General features: G+C 43.7%; 19 protein-coding genes. 6 read left to right on the top strand and 13 right to left on the bottom strand.

Annotated elements, in window-relative coordinates; genetic code table 11:
- Window positions 1–5: 5 nt before the first annotated feature.
- The 12 genes from nuoL to E0D70_RS07095 all read right to left on the bottom strand — a co-directional run bounded on the left by nuoL (window position 6) and on the right by E0D70_RS07095 (window position 12,733).
- Window positions 6–1,847 (bottom strand): NADH-quinone oxidoreductase subunit L, encoded by a 1,842-nt coding sequence (gene nuoL, locus E0D70_RS07150; RefSeq protein WP_133011585.1) that lies wholly within the window; start codon window positions 1,845–1,847, stop codon window positions 6–8.
- Entirely contained in the window at window positions 1,844–2,146 is a 303-nt protein-coding gene (gene nuoK / locus E0D70_RS07145) for an NADH-quinone oxidoreductase subunit NuoK (RefSeq protein ID WP_133011584.1), read from the bottom strand. Before nuoK ends, nuoL begins: the two co-directional genes overlap by 4 nt.
- Window positions 2,143–2,661 carry an NADH-quinone oxidoreductase subunit J gene (gene nuoJ, locus E0D70_RS07140; protein WP_133011583.1) on the bottom strand — a complete coding sequence of 173 codons (519 nt, stop codon included), beginning with the start codon at window positions 2,659–2,661 and terminating at the stop codon, window positions 2,143–2,145. Before nuoJ ends, nuoK begins: the two co-directional genes overlap by 4 nt.
- Window positions 2,662–2,672: 11 nt before the next feature.
- Window positions 2,673–3,215, bottom strand: coding sequence for an NADH-quinone oxidoreductase subunit NuoI (gene nuoI / locus E0D70_RS07135; protein ID WP_133011582.1), 543 nt, complete (start codon window positions 3,213–3,215; stop codon window positions 2,673–2,675).
- 14 nt (window positions 3,216–3,229) lie between these two features.
- The gene (gene nuoH / locus E0D70_RS07130; protein ID WP_133011581.1) at window positions 3,230–4,207 is read right to left on the bottom strand and encodes an NADH-quinone oxidoreductase subunit NuoH; all 978 of its coding nucleotides are present in this window, start codon (window positions 4,205–4,207) and stop codon (window positions 3,230–3,232) included.
- Complete coding sequence (nuoG, locus tag E0D70_RS07125; RefSeq protein ID WP_133011580.1) at window positions 4,204–6,927, bottom strand: NADH-quinone oxidoreductase subunit NuoG; 2,724 nt, start codon at window positions 6,925–6,927, stop codon at window positions 4,204–4,206. Before nuoG ends, nuoH begins: the two co-directional genes overlap by 4 nt.
- Before the next feature lie 72 nt (window positions 6,928–6,999).
- A complete protein-coding gene (gene nuoF / locus E0D70_RS07120) occupies window positions 7,000–8,331 on the bottom strand; it encodes an NADH-quinone oxidoreductase subunit NuoF (RefSeq protein ID WP_133011579.1) in 1,332 nt (443 codons plus the stop codon).
- On the bottom strand, window positions 8,328–8,837 hold the full coding sequence (gene nuoE / locus E0D70_RS07115; RefSeq protein ID WP_133011578.1) for an NADH-quinone oxidoreductase subunit NuoE: 510 nt from the start codon (window positions 8,835–8,837) through the stop codon (window positions 8,328–8,330). Before nuoE ends, nuoF begins: the two co-directional genes overlap by 4 nt.
- 2 nt (window positions 8,838–8,839) lie before the next feature.
- On the bottom strand, window positions 8,840–10,639 hold the full coding sequence (gene nuoC, locus E0D70_RS07110; RefSeq protein WP_133011577.1) for an NADH-quinone oxidoreductase subunit C/D: 1,800 nt from the start codon (window positions 10,637–10,639) through the stop codon (window positions 8,840–8,842).
- A 45-nt stretch (window positions 10,640–10,684) separates the two neighbouring features.
- Window positions 10,685–11,359, bottom strand: coding sequence for a NuoB/complex I 20 kDa subunit family protein (locus E0D70_RS07105; protein WP_133011576.1), 675 nt, complete (start codon window positions 11,357–11,359; stop codon window positions 10,685–10,687).
- Between the two features lie 15 nt (window positions 11,360–11,374).
- A complete protein-coding gene (locus E0D70_RS07100; RefSeq protein ID WP_133011575.1) occupies window positions 11,375–11,815 on the bottom strand; it encodes an NADH-quinone oxidoreductase subunit A in 441 nt (146 codons plus the stop codon).
- 666 nt (window positions 11,816–12,481) lie between these two features.
- Window positions 12,482–12,733 (bottom strand): hypothetical protein, encoded by a 252-nt coding sequence (locus E0D70_RS07095; protein ID WP_133011574.1) that lies wholly within the window; start codon window positions 12,731–12,733, stop codon window positions 12,482–12,484.
- A 58-nt stretch (window positions 12,734–12,791) separates the two neighbouring features.
- Here E0D70_RS07095 and E0D70_RS07090 point away from each other — a divergent pair, with 58 nt between their 5' ends.
- From E0D70_RS07090 to pdxH, 4 genes are read left to right on the top strand one after another with little or no spacing between them, the layout of a single operon-like run.
- Entirely contained in the window at window positions 12,792–15,089 is a 2,298-nt protein-coding gene (locus tag E0D70_RS07090; protein ID WP_133011573.1) for a 7TMR-DISM family protein, read from the top strand.
- 43 nt (window positions 15,090–15,132) lie between these two features.
- Window positions 15,133–15,474, top strand: coding sequence for a histidine triad nucleotide-binding protein (locus tag E0D70_RS07085; RefSeq protein WP_133011572.1), 342 nt, complete (start codon window positions 15,133–15,135; stop codon window positions 15,472–15,474).
- A 14-nt stretch (window positions 15,475–15,488) separates the two neighbouring features.
- On the top strand, window positions 15,489–16,121 hold the full coding sequence (gene coq7 / locus E0D70_RS07080) for a 2-polyprenyl-3-methyl-6-methoxy-1,4-benzoquinone monooxygenase (RefSeq protein ID WP_133011571.1): 633 nt from the start codon (window positions 15,489–15,491) through the stop codon (window positions 16,119–16,121).
- A 2-nt stretch (window positions 16,122–16,123) separates the two neighbouring features.
- Entirely contained in the window at window positions 16,124–16,765 is a 642-nt protein-coding gene (pdxH, locus tag E0D70_RS07075; RefSeq protein ID WP_133011570.1) for a pyridoxamine 5'-phosphate oxidase, read from the top strand.
- A gap of 15 nt (window positions 16,766–16,780) precedes the next feature.
- Here the strand turns inward: pdxH and E0D70_RS07070 are convergent, their stop codons facing one another.
- Window positions 16,781–17,290 carry an alpha-ketoglutarate-dependent dioxygenase AlkB family protein gene (locus tag E0D70_RS07070; protein WP_240537018.1) on the bottom strand — a complete coding sequence of 170 codons (510 nt, stop codon included), beginning with the start codon at window positions 17,288–17,290 and terminating at the stop codon, window positions 16,781–16,783.
- A gap of 74 nt (window positions 17,291–17,364) precedes the next feature.
- Here E0D70_RS07070 and E0D70_RS07065 point away from each other — a divergent pair, with 74 nt between their 5' ends.
- Both E0D70_RS07065 and nrdA read left to right on the top strand, forming a co-directional pair.
- Window positions 17,365–18,084: a heparan-alpha-glucosaminide N-acetyltransferase gene (locus E0D70_RS07065; RefSeq protein ID WP_133011568.1), complete on the top strand. Its 720-nt coding sequence runs from the start codon at window positions 17,365–17,367 to the stop codon at window positions 18,082–18,084.
- A 309-nt stretch (window positions 18,085–18,393) separates the two neighbouring features.
- The gene (gene nrdA / locus E0D70_RS07060) at window positions 18,394–20,658 is read left to right on the top strand and encodes a class 1a ribonucleoside-diphosphate reductase subunit alpha (RefSeq protein WP_133011567.1); all 2,265 of its coding nucleotides are present in this window, start codon (window positions 18,394–18,396) and stop codon (window positions 20,656–20,658) included.
- Window positions 20,659–20,670: the final 12 nt, after the last annotated feature.

The following is a 20,670-nucleotide window of genomic DNA, read 5'->3' as shown; positions in this document are numbered from 1 at the left end:
TCGGATTAACTCCAAAGCAACAGGCCTAACACGATCACAGCACCCATTCCAAGCGATGCCATATACCAACGAACTTGGCCATTTTCACTTAAAGCAAGTCCTTTATTAAAGCCAATCGCGACAAAACGAAGACTGTCTAACATGGCATCGATTGGGTCTCGGCGCAGCCAATGTGCAATCGCTAAATAAGGACGCACAAATAATTGGTCATACAACCAATCAAAGCCCCAGGCATGAAACCAAAACTTACTCAATAATCGACCAAGGCCAGTATTGGCCACTTTAGTCACCAAACGTCTATTGCCCAACCACAAGAAAGCCGCAATCAAGACACCGGCAATAGCAAAACCACCGGAAATCAACTGCACCATCATGGATTCATGACCTGGCATCGACGGCAGTACGTTTTCAAGAGGTTGTTGAATTAACGCACCCACAAACGTCGATAAAATCATCAATACAATCAGTGGAAGATGATGAGAGATACCTCGACCAGGAGTAGCTTTGATTTGATCTTTGCCATGAAAAACGATGAAAATCATGCGGAAGGTATACAAGCCCGTTAAGAACGCGCCCACTAAGCCAGCAGTCAATAAATTAATATGGCCGCTTGCCAACGCACCAGACAAAATTTCATCTTTACTGTAGAAGCCAGCAGTGATCACAGGCAACGCAGCCAGTGCGCCCCCACCGACCAAGAAGCAGGCATATACGAGAGGGATATGCTTACGCAAGCCGCCCATTTTGAAGATATTCTGCTCATGATGACACGCCACAATAACGGACCCAGCGGAGAGGAATAACAGCGCCTTAAAGAAAGCATGGATCATCAGATGAAAAATCGCAGCATCCCAAGCTTGCACACCCAGCGCCAAGAACATATAACCGATCTGACTCATAGTGGAATAAGCCAACACCCGTTTAATGTCCGTTTGAACCAGTGCCGAAAAGCCTGCAATTAACAGGGTAATTGCCCCGACGATGCCAACTAAATGCAACACTTCTGGTGACAGTAAAAATAAGGTGTGAGTACGAGCAATCAGATACACCCCTGCCGTCACCATGGTTGCAGCATGAATTAATGCCGACACAGGTGTTGGGCCTGCCATCGCATCTGCCAACCAAGTTTGTAATGGCAATTGCGCTGATTTACCCACCGCACCACCTAATAACATCAAGGTTGCCCAGAACATAACCGAGGAGCCTACGGCCACTTGAGCGGGAGCGATCGTCGACAGTTGTTGTATATTTAACGTGCCAAATTGCTGATAAAGAATAAACAAAGCAAAGGCCAAAAAGACATCCCCTACTCGCGTAACAATAAAAGCTTTTAACGCCGCGGCACCATTATTACGATCTTTGTAATAAAAGCCGATCAACAAATAACTGCACAGACCAACCCCTTCCCAACCAAGATAAAGCAGCAATAAATTATCGGCCAAGACCAAGATCAACATGCTGGCGATAAACAAGTTAGTGTAGGTAAAGAAGCGAGAGTAACCCTCTTCCCCGCGCATATACCAAGAAGCAAATAGATGAATAAGCGCACCAACACCGGTCACCACACACATCATGGTTAATGATAAACCGTCTAGATGTAATACCGCTTGAACATCAAAATTGCCTTCGTGTATCCATGTCCATAATGGCTGATTAAACGAGGTTATTAGCCCTGCGTGCATCTGTGTTAGAAAATCGATACCCACATAAGCGGTAATTAACGCGGCAAGAACAATAGAGCCCACACCAATTACAGCGGAGGTATTTTCCGACCAGCGACCACGAGAAAAGGCCAGTAATAGAAAACCAATTAAAGGCAAAAGAACCGTTAAATAAAGTAAATTCATCCGCGCATCTCACTCACTGTATCCACGTTCAAAGACTGGTGACGACGATGTAATTGCAACAATAAAGCTAAGCCTATACTCGCTTCAGCCGCGGCCAAACTGATGGCCAAAATATACATCACTTGCCCGTCGGCTTGTTGCCAGAAACTACCAGCGGCTACAAATGCTAACGCGGCCGCATTGATCATAATTTCAAGAGACACCAACATAAAAAGCAAATTACGGCGCACTAATAAACCAGCCAACCCTAAAACGAATAATATCGCCGCAAGAATTAACACATGCGATAATGGAATCATGCGTCTTCCTCCATAGAATCAAGGCCCGTTTTATCTCGACCCAAATGGAATGCCACAATTAAGCCAGCCAGTAGCAATAAAGACGCTAATTCAACCGCCAATATATAAGGGCCAAATAAGCTTTCACCGACGCTTTTACCACCAATTAATTGATACTGAATAGCGCCATGCTGAAGACTACCGATACCGTAAACCAAGGTAATCAGTAGTAACCCAGAGATCAGACCGGGGCCAATCCATAACGAAGGTTTTAGCCATTGACGCTCTTGCTTAATCACTTCGCCACCGAGGTTTAGCATCATCACCACAAACACAAATAGCACCATAATGGCGCCTGCATAGACGATGATTTCCAACGCCCCAGCAAAATTGGCTCCCATGGAGAAAAACACCACCGCCACAGACAGTAACGACACAATCAAATACAACAAAGCATGCACTGGGTTAGTGTGACTAATAACGCGAATCGTCGTCACAATCGCAATGAACGCAGCAATATAAAAAACAATATTCACAGCAGAGCTCCTTACGGCATCAAACCTTTAACATTAATAGGTTGTGCTTCATTTTCAGCCGCCCCTTTCGGTTTGCCAGCGATCGACATACCCGCCATTCGATAGAAGTTATAATCAGGGTATTTACCTGGACCTGAAATCAACAAGTCCTCTTTCTCATACACCAAGTCCTGACGATTAAATTCACCCAGTTCAAAATCGGGTGTCAGCTGAATCGCCGTGGTTGGACAGGCTTCTTCACACATGCCACAAAAAATACAGCGTGAAAAATTGATACGAAAAAACTCTGGCATCCAACGACCGTCTTCGTCCTCCGTTTTTTGCAGAGAGATACAGCCAACAGGGCAAGCCACCGCACACAAGTTACAAGCGACACAGCGCTCTTCACCGTCAGGGTCTCGAGTCAGCACAATACGACCACGATAACGAGGCGGTACATACACTGGAACTTCTGGGTACATTTGCGTTTCACGCTTCGCAAACGCATGCATACCAATCATCCAAAGGCTGCGCGCTTGTGTGCCGAAACCAACCAGCAAATCTTTTAACGTCATGGTTGTCCCCTAAATTAGTTGTTTTGAATCAGCACAATCGCCGCGGTTATTAGTAGATTGATCAAGGTAATGGGCAGACATATTTTCCAGCCAAAAGACATTACTTGGTCATAACGAGGACGAGGTAAAGCGGCCCTAAGCAAAATAAACATCACCATAAAAAAGGCTGTTTTCAGTGCAAACCACACAACAGGCGGTAAAAAAGGCCCCTGCCAACCACCGAAAAACAGTGTCACAATCAATGCAGAAACCGTCACAATACCGATGTATTCACCGACAAAGAACAAGCCAAATTTCATTCCGGCGTATTCAATGTGGTAACCATCAGCCAATTCTTGCTCCGCTTCTGGTTGATCGAAAGGGTGACGGTGACAAACCGCAATCCCAGCAATGGCGAAGGTTAGAAAACCAAAGAACTGTGGAATAATATTCCACAGATGAGCTTGGTTATTGACAATATCCGTCAGTTGAAATGAACCTGCTTTCGCGACAACTCCCATCAAAGACAAACCAAGAAAAACCTCGTAACTTAGTGTCTGTGCTGAGGCTCGTACGGCACCTAAAAGAGAGTATTTGTTATTACTTGCCCAGCCAGCAAATAACACAGCGTATACACCCAAGCCCGCCATCATCAAAAAGAACAGCACACCAATATTAAGATCCGAAACAATCCAACCCGGACTGACTGGCACAATGGCAAACGCCAGCAGTAAAGAAGTGAACGCGATCAATGGCGCTAGAGTAAAAATAAAGCGATCTGAGAATGGTGGAATCCAGTCCTCTTTAAAGAACATCTTGATCATATCTGCGACGAGTTGCAGAGAGCCGCCCCAACCGACTCGGTTAGGGCCATAACGATTTTGAAACAAGCCTAGCAAGCGCCGTTCACCAAAACTCATAAACGCACCACATGCCACCACAACCATCAAAATTGCCAGCGCTTTACCAATGGTAATCAGCGTGGTGATGATCTCAGGTGAAAATATGCTCATGCTCGTTCCTCCTGCAGATTGTCAATCATTTTACCTGCAAGACTCGCTGGCAATCCTTCAGTACCAAGCGGCAAACCAATACTGCCAACTTGTAATTGATCACTAAAAGACACAGGCAGTTGCCATTCTTTTCCACCCCATGTGAAGCACACTTTTGCGTGTTCATGAACGCCCAGTTTTTCGGCATCCATTGGGTGAATTGACAGCGCTACTATTCCGGTACGCTCTTGGATCACTGGACTGCGTTGCGACAATTCATCACTACCAAACAGTCGGTAATTAGCAGCAACCTGCCATTGACCCTCAGTAATTTCAAACGCATTAGGAATGACGCTAAAATACTCACCCTGTGTAGACGCTTTGATTAAGCGCACACCTGGATCGCCATTGCGTAAATGTCCACCCACTTCGTCTTGAAACTTATTCCACGCTTGTGGGGAGTTCCAACCCGGAGCCCAAGCAAAAGCAACTTCGTTACGATCGGCTTGCGGATTGTTATTCCCTTCCATAGAGAAGGCAAAAGGCGAATCTACATCTTGTGGCTGACGAGGTTCATGCACACTGATATCAGCACGCATTGCCGTGCGGCCACTATAACGATGTGGTGAACGGGCAAGTTTTTGACCATGGATTCTAAAATCGGCATTCGGTGCAGCATCTATAATCGGAGCTAACTCAGGAACTTCTTGGGCAATTTCTTCGATTAAATTGTCAAAGGTTCCCCAATCTGAAGAATGCAGATTTTTTGCTGAATCAACGAGGTGCAACCAACGCCATGCGGCCAATACGATCGTTCCTGGTTTGTAATAACTAGGGTCATACACTTGGAAGAACCGTTGCGCACGGCCTTCTAAATTAACAACTGTGCCATCAGCTTCAGCAAAGCTACCAGCAGACAAGACTAAATCTGCGCGTTGTGCCAAGGCCGTATTCTGGTGATCGACAACGATAAGATGTTTTAGCTGTTCCAATGCTTGATCTACACGCTGTGGCGACACACGCTGATACAAATCATTTTCTACAACAATCGCTGTATCTGCGCCGTCTGCGATTGCGGACAAGCCATCATCTAATGTTTTACCGCCCAACATGGCTAATCCCATGCTGTTCACTTCACGAGCCACTAGCGTTAAGCCAACTTCATCGATACCACGAGATGTCAGTGCTTGTGCAATGTTAGCTGCGGCATCTATTAACGCTATTTCGCCCGCCTGACTGCCTGAAATAATCAGGGGTTTGCGGGACGTTTTTAATGCTAATGCGATAAATTCTGCTTTTTTCTGCAACTCATCACTTAAGCCGGTAACCGCTGGTGCGCTAGGATCAATGGCATGAGCGATAGCAAAACCAAGACGAGCCTGATCTGCCGCTGACGCGCTGTAATGCCAAGCCGTTACATCATCTAACCGAGTACGATCAGTGTGGGTAGTGAAAATAGGATACTTAGCATGCTGACCAATATTTTGAACCGCCGCAATCTGCCATTCTGAAATACGCTGCACTGCAGCCATTTCACGGGCCTTGCCTTTCACTGCTTGTCGAACAGATAACGCAATACGAGCCGCGGTTTGAGTAATGTCTTCACCTAAAATAACCACGGCATCGTAGGACTCGATGTCTCGCAATGTCGGGGTATGAATGCCTGAGGTATTCAATACTTGCAGCATGCGCTCAAGGCGTTGCTGTTCACCCGCTTCAATTCCGGTAAAAAAGTTTTCTTCGCCCACTAACTTACGTAGGGCAAAGTTGCTTTCTAAACTGGCTCGAGGTGAACCAATACCAATCACACGCTTTGAATCGCTTATCATATCCAGAGCAGACTGAACCGCTTGCTCTGTATTAAGGGTAACGTGCTCGTCACCTTGTTTTTGCAACGGCTTCTTAGGGCGATCATCTAAATTCGTATAACCATAACCAAAACGGCCGCGGTCACAAAGAAAGTACTGATTAACATCACCGTTGAAACGGTTCTCGATACGACGAACTTCGCCATAGCGTTCGCCCGGGCTGGTATTACATCCCACACTACATTGCTGACAAATACTCGGAGCAAATTGCATATCCCACTTACGGTTATATCGCTCCGTATGGGTTTTGTCTGTGAACACACCGGTTGGACATACTTCAACCAGATTGCCAGAAAACTCACTTTCTAATGTTCCTGATTCTGGTCGGCCGAAATAGATATTATTACTCGCACCATAAACACCAAAATCTTCACCGTCTGCGTAGTCTTTGTAGTAACGAACACAACGGTAACAAGAGATACAGCGGTTCATTTCATGAGAAACAAATGGCCCTAATTCTTGGTTTTCATGGGTGCGTTTGTTAAAGCGATAACGACGTGAGTTATGACCTGTCATCACCGTCATATCTTGTAAATGACAGTTACCGCCCTCTTCACATACCGGACAATCGTGTGGATGGTTTGACATCATCCATTCCACTACGTTTTCTCGAAACGCCTTTGCTTCTTCATCTTCAATCGAGATGTAAGAACCATCGGTCGCTGGTGCCATACACGACATCACCAAACGACCGCGTTTATCATCTGCGTCTTTATATTGCTTTACTGCGCATTGACGACATGCGCCGACACTACCCAATGCTGGATGCCAGCAAAAATAAGGAATATCAAGTCCTAGAGACAAACAAGCCTGCAATAGGTTGTCTGCTCCATTTACCTCGTATTCTTTGTCATCTACATGAATGGTTGCCATAAGTCTTATGCTTCCCACTGGCCCGTCACTATTAGACGGGCATCAAACACAAAAATAATTAAGCTGAATAAATTACTGCTGATTCGGTTGAATACCGCGGATCTCACGTAAATTATTAGCTTGTCCCGTAATGCCCGCTTCGAATTCACTGCGGAAGTAATTGATTGCACTCTGTAATGGCTCAACCGCGCCCGGAGCATGGGCACAAAACGTGTTACCAGGTCCTAACGAGCGACATAATTGCTCAAGTGTTTCAATGTCTCCTGGTTGGCCTTCACCGTTTTCAATGGCCATCAGGATTTTTACACTCCAAGGCAAGCCATCACGACAAGGTGTACACCAACCACAAGATTCGCGAGCAAAAAAAGTTTCTAAGTTGCGAACCAAAGAAACCATGTTGATCTTATTGTCCACCGCCATCGCCAACGCGGTTCCCAGACGACTACCAGCTTTTTGGATATGTTCAAAATCCATTGGCAAATCCAAATGCTCTGGTAAAAGGAAATCCGTACCAGCACCACCTGGCTGCCAGGTTTTTAAATCCAATCCGGCCTTCATGCCACCCGCGTAATCTTCCAGAATTTGACGCGCGGTAGTGCCCATTGGCAGCTCCCACAAACCTGGGTTATTGACGCGACCAGAAAAGCCCATTAGCTTGGTGCCACAATCCTTACTGCCATTGGTCGTAATACCTTGATACCAATCCACGCCTCGATTAAGAATGCCCGGGACATTACAGATCGATTCCACGTTATTGACGCAAGTGGGTTTGCCCCATGCACCAGAAACAGCGGGGAAAGGCGGTTTTGATCTTGGGTTCGCTCGACGCCCTTCAAGAGAGTTAATCAATGCGGTTTCTTCACCACAGATATAACGACCCGCACCTGTGTGTACGAACAGTTCAAAATCTTTACCGCTGCCTAAAATGTCTTTTCCTAGCAACCCTGCTTGCTTCGCTTCTTCTATCGCTTTACGTAGATTCTCAGCCGCTTCGACGTACTCTCCACGCAAAAAAATGTAACCTCGATAAGCTTTAATAGCGTGCGCCGCGATGATCATGCCTTCTACCAATAAATGCGGCATTTGCTCCATCAACAAACGGTCTTTATAAGTACCGGGCTCCATTTCATCGGCATTACAAATCATGTAACGAATGTTCATCGATTCGTCTTTAGGCATCAAACTCCACTTAAGACCGGTCGGAAACCCTGCGCCACCACGGCCGCGTAAACCTGCGTCTTTCACCTGAGCAACCACTTCATCAGGGTGCATCGCTAAGGCCTTTTCGACACCGATGTAACCTTCTCGTTGACGATATTCTTCTAACCAAACTGGCTGTTCATCATCACGAAGACGCCATGTTAGCGGGTGATCTTCTGCCGTCCGCTTACTTGATAGGCTCATTGATACTGCTCCAAAATTGTTGACAGCGTAGCGACTTGTAAGCGCACGTGCGTATCATCGTTCACCATCATGGTTGGCCCTTTATCACAGTTCCCCAAACAACACGTTGGCAAAAGCGTAAAACGATTGTCCGCTGTGGTTTGTCCAGGTTTGATCTGGAGTTGTTTTTCTAACTCATCAACGATTTCCTCAAAACCCGTTATGTGACAAACGACACTATCGCAATAGCGAATAATGTGTTTTCCCACTGGCTGACGATAAATTTGACTGTAAAAAGTGGCGACACCTTCAATATCACTGGCGGGTATACCCAATAAACCTGCGATGGCTTTAATCGCACCATCTGGCACCCAGCCATGACGTTTCTGAACAATTTTTAATGCTTCAATAGAAGCGGCACGAGGATATTCATAATGATGTTTTTCATGCTCGATAGCCTGCGCATCAGCATCATTTAGAATGAAATCGTCGTCACTCACTGTAATTATTTCAATCGATTGACTCATGATTAACGGTCCACATCTGACATAACAAAATCAATACTGCCTAGGTACACAATGAGATCCGATACTAGGCTGCCTCGAATTACCGATGGAATTTGCTGCAAATGCGGAAAACTCGGCGTACGTACACGGGTACGATAACTAGAAGTATTGCTATCGCTAGTGAGGTAATAACTGTTGATGCCTTTGGTCGCTTCTATCATTTGAAAGGACTCATTGGCAGGCATAACTGGACCCCATGACACTTGTAAAAAGTGGGTGATCATGGTCTCGATATGCTGCAGAGTTCGCTCTTTCGGAGGCGGAGTCGTCAATGGATGATCCGCTTTAAATGGACCAGAAGGCATGTTGTGGTAACACTGAGTTAAGATCTTCAGACTTTGACGAATCTCTTCAACTTTAAGCATGACACGGTTGTAACAATCGCTGACACCACCGCCGACAGGGATTTCAAAATCAAAATTTTCGTAGCCTGAATAAGGGCGCCATTTGCGCACATCAAATTCGATACCGGTGGCTCGTAGTCCTGCTCCAGTGACACCCCATTCCAACGCTTCTTTGGCGTTATAGGTTGCAACACCTTGAGAGCGCGCTTTCAATACGGAGTTATGCAGCGCTGCTTTTACATATTCATCTAGACGTTTAGGCATCCAATCTAAAAAGGTTTTTAGTAACTGTTCCCAACCTTTTGGCAGATCATGAGCCACACCGCCAATGCGAAACCAAGCCGGATGCATACGAAAACCGGTAATCGCTTCCACTACGTCGTATATTTTCTGACGATCAGTAAAAGCAAAAAACACCGGCGTCATCGCGCCAACATCTTGAATAAACGTGGAGATATAAAGTAAATGACTATTGATGCGAAATAGCTCAGACAGCATCACTCGAATCACTTCCACACGTTCAGGTACTTTAATACCAGCAAGCTTTTCAACCGCTAATACATAAGGCATTTCATTAACGCACCCACCTAAATATTCAATACGGTCGGTGTATGGAATATAGCTATGCCAGGTTTGGCGTTCGCCCATTTTTTCAGCACCACGATGGTGGTAACCAATATCAGGAACACAGTCGACAATGTCTTCACCATCAAGCTGTAAAATAATGCGAAAAGCACCATGTGCAGAAGGATGGTTTGGCCCCAAGTTAAGGAACATAAAGTCTTCATTGTCTTTACTACGCGCCATACCCCATTCTTCGGGTTTAAAAGTAAGCGCTTCCATTTCAATCGCTTCTTTTTGGCGTGTTAACTCATAAGGGTCAAATTCGGTTGCACGAGCGGGATAATCTTTGCGTAATGGATGACCTTCCCATGTATCTGGCATCATGATACGACGTAGATTAGGGTGCCCCTTAAAGACGACACCAAACATTTCCCAAGTTTCACGCTCATACCAATTAGCGTTTGGAAACAGGCTAATAATGCTGGGTAGCTCTAACTCTTTTTCACTCAACCCGACCTTTAACATAATGTCGGTATTGCGATAAATAGATAACAGGTGATAGAAAACTGTGTAATCAACACCGGTCGGTAATTGCTCACGATGTGTTCGTAGACGCTCATCAACCCCATGCAGGTCATACAACATGGAATAAGGTTTAGAGATGTTTTTTAAGAAAAGGATAACGTCAGTGATTCGTTCTCGAGCAACCCAAACAACTGGCATCCCAGTTCGTGTTGCTTGAAAATGAAATATTGACTCTCCAAACTTTTCGATAAGCTCACTAACGACAGGGTCAGTGCGGTGATCTCCAGTCTTCCAAGACTCAGGGACGGAGTAACTTGTTGCTTTGGTCATCTTTGCTCACTATCTTGAAATACGCTTAATGCACATAATGAACGATTAAATTTCGTCCGGAGTTCGTAGGTTTTTCACCGCAATACGATCATCACGTTTTCGTTCACGCTCAGGCTCCATATTGGCTTTGTAAACCCCTTGATCACCCACAACCCAAGACAGTGGACGACGTTCTTTACCGACGGCTTCTTGAAGTAAATTGAGCGCTTGAATATAGGCTTCTGGACGAGGTGGGCAACCTGGAATATACACATCCACAGGAATGAATTTATCAACACCCTGAACCACAGAATAGATGTCGTACATGCCGCCTGAGTTAGCGCAAGCCCCCATTGAAATCACCCATTTTGGTTCTAGCATTTGATCGTATAAACGCTGAATAACAGGCGCCATCTTGGTAAAACAGGTGCCTGCTACAACCATGAAATCCGCCTGTCTTGGTGAGGCACGAAGTACCTCAGAACCAAATCGAGCGACGTCATTGACGGCAGTAAATGACGTGGTCATTTCAACGTAACAACAAGACAAGCCAAAATTGTATGGCCAAAGTGAGTTTTTACGCCCCCAATTGACTAAATCATGTGCTGCATGCTCGAGCTTACCTAGGTAAACACTACGGTGAACCTGCTCTTCAAGCGGGTCACTGACCACTTCTGTAGTTTCAAGTGGATAGCGATCGTCTTCGCCATCCAAATTAATGCGTGTGAGCGTATAATCCATGATGAGACCTCTCGGTTATTTGTGAGAACCGTCGACAAGTTTGATAATTTCAGATTGATTAATAAGCTCTTTTGAACGAACTGGCGCCCAATCCAACGCTTTAGTTCTGATCAAATAAATCAAACCAGCAAGCAATACAAAAATGAACGTAGTGGCTTCAATGAAGCCCATCCAACCGCTTTCACGAATGGATACCGCCCAGGCATATAAATAAAGGGCTTCGACATCGAAGATTACAAAGAACATAGCAACCAAATAAAATTTGGCGGAAAACCTAAGTCGCGCGGTACCAACCGATGCAATACCAGATTCAAAAGGCGTATTCTTGGCGCGAGCTTGTGCTCTTCCGCCTAAGAAAGTCCCTCCGATCAACATCGCACCACCAAGGCCTATAGCGACCACAATAAACACTGCAAATGCCCAATGATGGGCGATTACATCGACAGGTGTAGACATAGAAAACGGCGCTTAAATTAAATGTTGGACAAAAACATTGGCTCAGAAGATTGAGTCAATACCCTATTATTTTTTGAAGGTTCGATATCAGGCAGATGCAGGAAAATGATCTAACCTATTCAACTAAACTGAAGTGATAGAAAACGACTTGCAAAAAATCCTGAGAATCATTATTTTTTTATTAGATTTATTATTTCAAACAAAAATTCTGCTCATCGACGCTGAAAATCAGATGCGTTCAGGAGCATCTTCAGCAGATGTCAATTATCCTACTCGCCTTATTCTTATCCTGTATAGAGTCATGACGGTCACACAAGAAAGCACCACATTCTTTTCTACATTTATGAGTTTTTGTCCTTTATATTTATCAAGACTAAACATAAAAACAGTCAGATTACTGTAAGCAAAACACAAATCTGTTCTTTTAGTCAGAATTTGGATTACAAAAAAATACATGAGAACACCTTAAATAACGAAAACTCAACATTTATTTATAAAGTGAATTACTTCTGCGAGGGTGAGATAAATAGAACGAAGGCTGATATTTCAGTTTTGAAAGGCAATAAAAAAGGCTTTCAATTGAAAGCCTTTTTTATCTGTGATTTTCGATTCTAATGCTATGAACTTGGTTCTATTGTAAGTAGATTATCTGGATTTGACGTGAAATTATTTTTTAAGTTGCTGTTCTTTTTTATCTAGCCACACCTTAAATAATCGACCAAGCTCTAAAAAAATCAACCCAAAAATCACTCCAGCGACCCAATGCAATGCCAGTAAAAAACCGATCGTTGCAATCATCGCATAACCGTACATCAGGTTTGTACGCACCTTTGGCTTATGCTGTCGAGTAAACCAAGTAATGCACAGTAAAGCTAAGCTAAACCAAACATAATGCTCTACTAAAATTGGATATAGCATTTCATCCCCTATCTAGTTAATAATGATAGCCTTACTTAAAACATTCTGGGCTAGCTTTTTGTTTTCACGACTAATTCTACTATTTTTATTGTTGGCTACCAATGACTCTTGGGCCGCTCACGACATTGCGTTGATAGATGACACCCATAGCGTGTTTAATGTAGCGAAAAGTGCCCACTATCTTGTTGACAGCAGTGGGCAGTTATCAATCAACACTGTCTCTTCAGAAGCATACTCCAAGCATTTTTTACCCGTTAACGGGTATTCCTTACAACTAGGGTTGATTAAAGGAAACATTTGGTTGCGAACAGAAGTCGCCATTAGAACCAGCAAAAACCAACCTGTGTTACTTGAACTCAATGCCCCACGTTTAGAATATGTTGATATCTACATTCCTAGCCTTTATGAAAACCAGGTTCAAGCTCGTCTCGGTGAAGACCGTCCTTATTCGAATAGACCCATTGAGCACCCGAATTATCTTTTTCCGCTACCAAGTAACGCTCCACCCGTATTTACTATCTATCTGCGGTTATCTTCAAACTTACCCATCAATATGCAGATCTATCTTAAAACCTTGTCTAAGGTCTCATTAAGCTCACAAGAGAACTTTACTTTTACCGGCTTATTAATGGGAATTTTATTGATTGTGTTCTTAAGTAATCTCTTTTTCTATATAAAAAGCACACACCCGATGTACATTGTGTACAGTGTTATGCTGTTAGCAATCGCTTTATTTCATCTGGCCTTCCATGGTCAACTTTATCAATTTTTTCCTAATCAAGTAGGACTACAAGAACGTATATACAATTTTGCCGCTCTATCTTGTATGGTTGGCATGACCTTTTTCTCCCGACTCTATCTGGATACCAAATCCTATTTACCGACGCTCGATAAAGCGCTAGTTGTCCTTGGTACTACTAATGCTTTTTTCGCGATACTCTTTACCGCGTCACCACATTTTATCAATATCATCTACTTGTCTTTTATCACTTTTATTACACTGCTTCTGTTAACCGCATTGGCTGTTTATGCCTATTTCAAATCCATTCCTTTTTCTGGACATTATTTAACAGCTCGTATCACTTTGCTCATTGGGTATTTTATTTGGGCAATGAGCGCCTACGGAATGATGTCCAGTCCAATCATTTATGAATGGGGCTTGACGGTTATATTTATTATTGAAGCCATGATCCATTTCAGCGGCATGATTGCTCAACTCAATCCATTTTTGAAAAAACAATCCCGCTTAACTCGCTACTCACAGGCTAAGACGTTAGATCTTATTTCGGACCTATCAAGCCGCTTGCGCAGACAGATCAATGTTATCGATGGAAGCCTTTTAGAAATAGAAAAAAACCTTAAAAGTGAGAAAAACAGGCAGCTTATTCATAATGGGCTGATTGCTAACAACAACTTGCAAGAATTAACTCAACGCCTTGATTTCATCGGTGCCACACAAGACAAAACTCAACCGGAACAATCGCTGCCACTGTTTTTAACTAAAATTGTCGACGATGCATACAATAGCTTTCAACTTCTAGATCAAGACAATACAAGTGTCGATCTCATCACTAAGAACATTGATCATGTAGAAATATTAAACAATGCTGAGCTTATTCAGCATTTGATTGAAACCATGATACTGGAATTCAAATACTTCACCGATCAAGTGCTAACGATGGAGATTTCTCGTCACGACTTAAATCGTGAAGGCATACGAATGCTTGAGCTCTACTGCTACCCCATTCCAAATCGGGTGTCTAAAGCTGAAGGGGGATTTGATTTAGGGATGAACTACATCTCGTTACTCATCCATCATCTAAATGGTAAAATGGACATTACTCAGCATGAAAAATCTCAAGTATTAAGTGTTAGTATTCCAATTTCGTCTCATATTCGATACGCCAGAACCGAACTAGAGCAGGAACATAATTGCGATTTAATTCTCTTCGGCCAACAGGATAAAGACTTACAAAAAGCATTAAATATCCTACAGTCTAAGCACAATAATATTGAGCATTTTGATCAATTGGATGAGTTACTAATATTCTTAGACAAACCAGACAACCGATATTTGGCCAGTATTATTTTAGTCTTTGATAATGGCGGGCATATTCCTCATATCACTATTCAGAAAGTTCGACCACTGATGAAAGTTGAAGACCAATGCCTACTGATTACGAATAATGTTAAAATGTCACGAGATTACGCGAAAACCATTGGCTTTGATGAGCTAATGACCGGCAGTGAACTTGATAGCCAACTGCAAGTGCAATTATTGCGCCTGATTCGCAGAGGCGAGAGACATAAAAACACTTTATTGCCTAGCATCAAACCTTTGCGCAAAGAGCCTTGATGAATCGATACATACCTTCAATAATAGAAACCTAGGGGACTACATGGATTGCCTATTTTGTAAATTAGTCAAAGGCGAGATACCAGCCACTATTTTGTACCAAGATGATGATGTGATTGCCTTTGAAGACATCATGCCTCAGGCGCCAACGCACTTTTTAGTGATCCCAAAGCGCCATATCAGTACATTAAACGACTTGACCGATGACGATTCTCCGATCGTAGGGAAGCTCCCTATCGTTGCGGCGAAAATCGCCAAAGAAAAAGGCATTAGCGATGCCGGCTATCGCGTCACAATGAACTGTAATGAAATGGGTGGCCAAACCGTGTACCACATTCACATGCATGTACTCGGTGGTCGCGCCATGACCTGGCCGCCAGGCTAATAGGAGTAAATACGATGTTTTCTGTTCTAGACAAAGCGGTATTACAGCTTGATCGGGCTCTGCAAACACTAGTGCCACACGCAGCAAAAGCCATGCGAGCGTCTCCAGCTAACGAACACCAAGAGGCACAATACACGGATGCTGAACGCAAGCATGCTATTGGCCTAATGCGGATAAACCATACTGGTGAAGTTTGCGCTCAAGCATTGTATGCAGGCCAAGCAAGCACAGCCAAACTGGATGCCGTTAGAGAAAAAATGGAGCATGCTGCAGAAGAAGAAATAGATCACCTCGTATGGTGTGAGAAACGCTTATACGATTTAGGCAGTCGACCCAGTATTTTAAACCCATTATTTTATGGTGCTTCTTTTAGTATCGGCGCAGGGGCTGGATTGATTAGTGACAAGCTCAGTTTAGGCTTTGTCGCCGCAACCGAAGATCAAGTCTGCACTCATTTAGAAAAACATATGAGCGCATTGCCAGTACAAGATGTAAAAAGTAAAGCAGTGCTTACTCAAATGCACATTGATGAAGCACGACATAAACAAGCAGCATTAGACTCTGGGGGCTATGTTTTCCCTAAACCTGTTATGGCAATGATGACACAAATTTCAAAAGTTATGACCATCTCAACTTACAGGATCTGATTATGAACCGTGACCTACACGCCATTCGACGTGATTATCAATTCGAGGATCTCTTGGAAGATACCGTGGGAGACGACCCAACCGCTTTCTTTGATCAATGGCTTGCTTTTGCTATCGACGAAGGCGTCGATGATCCAACGGCTATGCTAATAAGCACAGTCGACGCTCAAGGGCAGCCTCATGCTCGTGTGGTTCTGTTAAAAGAACATAATGAGTCTGGCTTCACCTTCTTCACCAATTATGAAAGCGACAAAGGCCAGCAGCTAGCACACAACAACAAAGCTTGCTTAACGTTTTTTTGGCCCACGTTATCACGACAAATTCGTATTGAAGGTACGGTAGAAAAAGTACTCAGAGAGGTTTCTGAAGACTATTTCTCTAGTCGTCCTAGAGGCAGTCAACTTGCTGCACGAACATCAAAACAAAGTACCATCATTAAAGATCGAAGCGTTCTTCAAGCCGCCTTTAAGGCAGAAGAAAAAGCGTTCACGGATCAAAAAGTGGCCTGCCCTGAAAACTGGGGTGGCTATACTTTAAACCCAACCTCTATTGAGTTTTGGCAAGGCCGTCCTAGTCGCCTCCATGATCGTCTATGCTTCAGAAAAATTAATGAACAATGGACATTGCGACGTAAAGCGCCTTAACCCTGTGTACAGTGATCAGAATAAGAGGAGCCGAAACGTTAAACTTATCCGCTCCTCTTTGACTTTTTTTCTTTTCGGTAAACTATGCTGCCACAACACCTGAGTAGATTCACACATCACTAACCAGCTTTCGTTAGTTAAACTTACCGTATGTTTTATCTTGTGATTGCCTTTAAGGCGAAATACAAACTCCCTCTGCGCACCTAAACTTAACATCGCCACCACAGGCGCAGGGCCAAGCGTCACTTCGCTATCACTATGCCACCCCATATAATCGTCACCATCTTGATACCAGTTTAATAAGACACAATTAAACCGCTGCCCCGATAAACACTCGGCTTCTTGCTTAATACTCAGCAACCAATCTGGCCACCCCTGCGCATAATGATCTACACCGGAATAACGATAGCAAAGCCCATGATCACCCAAAAAAGCGACTTTGCGAGGCACACTAACCTCACGACCAAACATAATAATTTTCTCTTGATTCCACTCTAAATTCTTTTTAAGACAAGGTAATAGCACCGAGCACCTTGAGCTCGAATTTGAGTGTCGGTATGATGGCCGGACTCTCTTCGTTATATTTTCCTTGGATTCACATGTCAGCAGATCATGATGTTTTAGACGTTTCACGCAGTTCGTTCCTTGATGCATATCGAGGCTTTGCCGTTTTGCTTATGATGATTTTTCATTTTTGCTGGGACCTAGGAAACTTTGGCTATATTGAGTTTTCATTAGCCGATCCATTCTGGATCGATTTTAGACGCGTTATCGTGACGCTATTTCTCACCGCTGTAGGCTGGTCCGCCTATTTATCCAATCGTCATCACCTCAGATTCGTCATTTGGAAACGAGACGTAAAAGTACTGCTGGCTGCTGCATTGATTTCTCTCGGAACCTATCTTGCGCTCCCCAATCATTGGATTTTTTTTGGCATCTTACACTTTATTTTTCTGGCTACCTTTTTGGTACGCCCATTAAGTCGTCGCCCCATTCTTTCTGCTTTGATCGGCAGCGCTATTCTCGCCATCTACAGTGAAACGTCTTGGTTGCATTTCCCAAACGCCCTTCCTACCATAGTACATTACTTAAATTTACCTCATCAGACACTAGACATTCTTTTTCCACTGCCTTGGATTGGGGTTGTTTTGATTGGTCCTCTATTCGGTTATTTAAATTGGCATAAATGCACCATTCCAAACCACTTATTGGTGCAAATATTAACCTTCATGGGTCGCTTCGCTCTACCTATCTATCTGGTACATCAGTTAATTTTATTCTCTTTGGTCGCTTTTGCCAAAATGGTGCTAAGCGCTTAATCCTGATCAATGTTTGGGCAAGAAAAAAGGCTATTTTTTTTTCGTAAAAATAGTAAAAAAAAGACAATCACATATTGCCTCCCACCAAGATTCCGCTTCCTAAGGCGAGCCTAGTTAGTAGACGCTTACCGCAGCTAACAGACCTTAATTCTGTGCATTTATCAAGTCTTGATTTAAAAAAAAAAGAGCATTATTGTTCTCACAGTCAGGTGATCAAAACACTATATGTAGTGTTCAAACAAGCAAACCAACACTAGATACAGTAAAACACCTCTTAAATCACAGAATGCACTAATGGGAAGTTAAGGCATGAGCACTCTCACAGTTACTAAGCGTAACGGGCAGACCGAAAACATCAATCTTGAGAAGATTCATAAAGTCATTACATGGGCCGCTGATGGCTTAGACAATGTATCCGTTTCCCAAGTCGAATTAAAAGCCCAAATTCAGTTCTTTGAAGGGATTCGAACCACTGATATTCACGAAACTTTGATCAAATCAGCTGCAGATTTAATCTCGGAAAACACCCCTGATTACCAGTATCTTGCCGCGCGCCTTGCCATCTTCCATTTGCGTAAAAAAGCATTTGGTGATTTTGAGCCACCGCATCTTTATGCTCATGTGCAAAACCTTGTTGAACAAAAGCGCTACGATGAAAACCTGCTAAAAGATTACTCTAAAGAAGACTTCGAGAAACTAAACGGTTTTATTGATCACTCTCGTGATATGGATTTTTCTTACGCTGCGGTTAAACAGCTAGAAGGGAAATATTTAGTTCAAAACCGCGTTAGTGGCCAGATTTATGAAAGCCCACAATTTATCTATATTCTAGTCGCTGCATGCTTGTTTGCAGGCTACGATAAGAAAGAACGCTTAGTCTTGATCAAACGTTTTTATGATGCTGTTTCTAAGTTCAAAATTTCACTACCAACACCGATCATGGCGGGTATTCGTACCCCTACACGTCAGTTCAGTAGCTGTGTATTGATTGAATGTGGTGACTCTCTAGACTCTATCAATGCCACGTCTAGCGCTATCGTTAAGTACGTTAGTCAACGCGCTGGTATTGGCGTAAATGCGGGCGCTATTCGCGCTTTGGGTAGCCCAATCCGTGGCGGTGAAGCTTTCCACACAGGCTGTATTCCATTCTACAAACACTTCCAAACTGCCGTAAAAAGCTGTTCACAAGGTGGTGTTCGTGGCGGTGCGGCCACTGTTTTCTACCCGATCTGGCATCTAGAAGTAGAAAGCCTATTGGTCTTGAAAAATAACCGTGGTGTTGAAGAAAACCGTGTTCGCCACCTAGATTACGGCGTTCAATTTAACCGCCTGATGTACCAACGTCTGATTAAAGGTGGCAACATCACCTTATTCAGTCCATCAGATGTACCTGGACTCTACGATGCTTTCTTCGCAGATCAAGAAGAGTTCGACCGTCTATACGTTCAATATGAGCAAGACGAATCTATCCGCAAGCAAACCATTAAAGCGTCTGAACTGTTTACCTTGTTTGCTTCTGAGCGTGCTAGTACAGGCCGTATCTACCTGCAAAACGTCGATCACTGCAATACGCACAGCCCGTTTGACCCAGCCGTGGCGCCGGTTAAACAAAGTAACTTGTGTCTAGAAATCGCACTACCAACTAAACCATTAAACCGCATCGACGATCCAGAAGGCGAAATTGCCCTTTGTACCTTGTCTGCTTTTAACCTTGGTGCCTTAGAAAACCTTGATGAGCTCGAAGAACTGTCTGAATTGATTGTTCGCGCATTGGACGCGTTACTTGATTACCAAAACTACCCGATTCCAGCGGCGCAACGTGCCACTGAACTGCGTCGTACTTTGGGTGTTGGTGTCATCAACTATGCGTATTATTTAGCGAAGAACGGCGTTAAATATTCTGATGGCAGTGCGAACGAACTGACCCACAAAACTTTCGAAGCGATTCAGTACTACCTACTAAAAGCATCGAACAAACTTTCTCAAGAGTTCGGCCCATGTTTGGCTTTCAATGAAACAACGTACGCAAAAGGCATTTTGCCAATCGACTCTTACAAAAAAGAAATCGATAACATCGTTTCTCCTGAGCTTTACTACGATTGGGAAACATTGCGTACTGATATTGTGAAACATGGCTTACGTAACTCAACGCTAACCGCGCTGATGCCTTCTGAAACGTCTTCTCAGATCAGCAACGCGACCAATGGCATTGAGCCACCACGCGGTTTTGTCTCTGTGAAAGCCAGTAAAGACGGCATTCTTAAGCAAGTTGTGCCTGAGTTTGATCGCCTAAAAGAGCAATATGAGCTATTATGGACCATCCCTTCAAACGATGGTTACTTGCAGCTTGTGGGTATTATGCAGAAGTTTGTTGACCAAGCAATTTCGGCGAACACAAACTACGACCCTCAGAAATTTGAGTCTCAAAAAGTACCTATGAAGGTGATCTTAAAAGACCTTCTAACCGCTTACAAACTGGGTGTAAAAACACTTTATTACCATAACACCCGCGATGGTGCGGACGATCAGCAAGACGACATTGATGATTGTGCCGGTGGTGCTTGTAAGATCTAGGCCTGATATTTG

The sequence above is a fragment of the Marinomonas flavescens genome (genome assembly GCF_004352835.1).
In the GTDB taxonomy this organism is placed as follows: domain Bacteria; phylum Pseudomonadota; class Gammaproteobacteria; order Pseudomonadales; family Marinomonadaceae; genus Marinomonas; species Marinomonas flavescens.
This window is presented reverse-complemented; position numbering and strand designations above follow the sequence as displayed.

Coding starts and splice junctions, on each gene's coding strand:
- pdxH (WP_133011570.1), top strand. CDS start 16,124: ATGAACCGTGACCTACACGCCATTCGACGTGATTATCAATTCGAGGAT.
- nuoG (WP_133011580.1), bottom strand. CDS start 6,927: ATGGCAACCATTCATGTAGATGACAAAGAATACGAGGTAAATGGAGCA.
- coq7 (WP_133011571.1), top strand. CDS start 15,489: ATGTTTTCTGTTCTAGACAAAGCGGTATTACAGCTTGATCGGGCTCTG.
- nuoI (WP_133011582.1), bottom strand. CDS start 3,215: ATGACGTTAAAAGATTTGCTGGTTGGTTTCGGCACACAAGCGCGCAGC.
- E0D70_RS07095 (WP_133011574.1), bottom strand. CDS start 12,733: ATGCTATATCCAATTTTAGTAGAGCATTATGTTTGGTTTAGCTTAGCT.
- nrdA (WP_133011567.1), top strand. CDS start 18,394: ATGAGCACTCTCACAGTTACTAAGCGTAACGGGCAGACCGAAAACATC.
- nuoK (WP_133011584.1), bottom strand. CDS start 2,146: ATGATTCCATTATCGCATGTGTTAATTCTTGCGGCGATATTATTCGTT.
- nuoF (WP_133011579.1), bottom strand. CDS start 8,331: ATGAGCCTATCAAGTAAGCGGACGGCAGAAGATCACCCGCTAACATGG.
- E0D70_RS07100 (WP_133011575.1), bottom strand. CDS start 11,815: ATGTCTACACCTGTCGATGTAATCGCCCATCATTGGGCATTTGCAGTG.
- nuoC (WP_133011577.1), bottom strand. CDS start 10,639: ATGACCAAAGCAACAAGTTACTCCGTCCCTGAGTCTTGGAAGACTGGA.
- E0D70_RS07105 (WP_133011576.1), bottom strand. CDS start 11,359: ATGGATTATACGCTCACACGCATTAATTTGGATGGCGAAGACGATCGC.
- E0D70_RS07085 (WP_133011572.1), top strand. CDS start 15,133: ATGGATTGCCTATTTTGTAAATTAGTCAAAGGCGAGATACCAGCCACT.
- E0D70_RS07065 (WP_133011568.1), top strand. CDS start 17,365: ATGTCAGCAGATCATGATGTTTTAGACGTTTCACGCAGTTCGTTCCTT.
- nuoL (WP_133011585.1), bottom strand. CDS start 1,847: ATGAATTTACTTTATTTAACGGTTCTTTTGCCTTTAATTGGTTTTCTA.
- nuoH (WP_133011581.1), bottom strand. CDS start 4,207: ATGAGCATATTTTCACCTGAGATCATCACCACGCTGATTACCATTGGT.
- nuoE (WP_133011578.1), bottom strand. CDS start 8,837: ATGAGTCAATCGATTGAAATAATTACAGTGAGTGACGACGATTTCATT.